The following is a 1,629-nucleotide window of genomic DNA, read 5'->3' as shown; positions in this document are numbered from 1 at the left end:
TTGCAGCCCCATAGCCCGGCTATGGGGCAAATAGACGGTGAAAAATGGACCGCTGCGGGCGATTTGCAGCCGACGCCTCTTCTGCCGCGCAGGCTCCTAGGGTTTCTACTGGGGCGGCACACCCGTTTCCGCCGGCCGTGGCACCATCGGCGCCGCCGACTTGCGCGCTTCACACGACCGATCGCACAGCCTGGCCTTTGCCCCCGTTTCATGCTCCGGACCGTTCCGGCACGCCACCGCCATGCACAGCACCACCGTTTCAGACACCCCAGCGCCATCCGCCACGCCCCGCGTGGCCCACCCCGCACGCGCCATGCTGGCCCTGGGTCTGGGCAGCTTCGCCATCGGCACCGGTGAATTCGTCATCATGGGTTTGCTGCCCGAGGTGGCCAGCGACATCGGCGTGAGCATCCCGCAGGCGGGGCACGTGATCAGCGCCTATGCCTTGGGCGTGGTGGTGGGCGCGCCGGTGCTGGCCGCCCTGGCCGCTTCCTGGGAGCGCCGCGCCTTGCTGGTGGCGCTGATGGCGGTGTTCGCGCTGGGCAACTTCGCCAGTGCGGCCGCGCCGGGCTACGCCTCGCTCAACTTCTTGCGTTTCGTGGCGGGCATGCCACACGGCACCTACTTCGGCGTCGCCGCGCTGGTGGCAGCGGCGCTGGCGCCGCCGGGCCAGCGGGCGCGCGCCATCGGCCTGGTGATGACCGGCCTCACCCTTGCCACCTTGCTCGGGGTGCCGCTGGCGGCCTGGTTGGGCCAGCTGTTTGGCTGGCGCGCCGCCTTCGTGCTGGTGGGTGGCATCGCCTTGCTGGCGGCCGCCATGATCCACCGCGAACTGCCGGTGATGGTCGCACCACCCGGTTCCAGCCCGCTGCGCGAGCTGGGCGCGCTGCGCAACAAACAGGTCTGGCTCACGCTGGGCATCGGTGCCATCGGTTTCGGTGGTCTGTTTGCGGTGTTCAGTTATGTCAAGCCCACCATGATCGAGTTGGCCGGCCTGCCGCTGGCCGGTGTGCCGATCGTGCTGGCTTTGTTCGGCCTGGGCATGGTGGTGGGCAATGTGCTGGGTTCGCGCCTGGCCGACCGCGCGCTCATGCCCACCGTGGGGGGCATGCTGGTGTGGGCCGTCGTGGTGCTGGTGGCCTACACCTTCACCGCCCACCACGTGGTCGCGGGCTCTATCAACGTCTTTCTGATCGGCACCGTGGTGGCCATTGGCCCTGCGTTGCAGCTGCGCCTCATGGATGTGGCGGGCGAGGCGCAGGTGCTGGCCGCCGCGCTCAACCATTCGGCGTTCAACACCGCCAACGCCCTGGGCGCTTGGCTGGGTGGTGTTTCCATTAGCGCGGGCCTGGGCTGGGCCTCGACCGGCTGGGTCGGTGCCCTGCTGGCCCTGGGTGGCCTGGGCGTGTTCGCCTGGGCCGTGGTCGATGCGCGCTCGCGCCCGCCGGTGGTGCACAAGGGCCCGGTGCGGGTGGTGCCCGCCACCAGCGACCCGGCCTGATCGCACCACGCAGCACGCACTAGGCTGCAGACTCAAGCTGCGGCGTAGCCCGCCCAGCCTTTCGCCCGCAAATCGCAAGCCGGGCAAGTGCCGCATCCGTAGCCCCACACGTGGCGGTGTTCGCGGTC

General features: G+C 69.9%; 1 protein-coding gene and 1 pseudogene. One reads left to right on the top strand and one right to left on the bottom strand.

The window, feature by feature from the left end; all coding sequences use genetic code 11:
* The first annotated feature begins 241 nt into the window (after positions 1-241).
* A complete protein-coding gene (locus ABYB95_RS23150; RefSeq protein WP_372662600.1) occupies positions 242-1,501 on the top strand; it encodes an MFS transporter in 1,260 nt (419 codons plus the stop codon).
* A gap of 32 nt (positions 1,502-1,533) precedes the next feature.
* Here the strand turns inward: ABYB95_RS23150 and ABYB95_RS23145 are convergent.
* A pseudogene (locus ABYB95_RS23145) lies at positions 1,534-1,629 on the bottom strand (7-cyano-7-deazaguanine synthase); the annotation flags it as partial.

Source organism: Hydrogenophaga sp. (assembly GCF_041633695.1).
In the GTDB taxonomy this organism is placed as follows: Bacteria; Pseudomonadota; Gammaproteobacteria; order Burkholderiales; family Burkholderiaceae_C; genus Hydrogenophaga.
Note: the sequence above shows the minus strand (reverse complement) of the source record. Positions and strands in the feature narration are given on the sequence as shown.

Excerpts from the sequence above, each read along its gene's own strand:
- ABYB95_RS23150 (WP_372662600.1), top strand. The coding sequence starts at position 242 with ATGCACAGCACCACCGTTTCAGACACCCCAGCGCCATCCGCCACGCCC.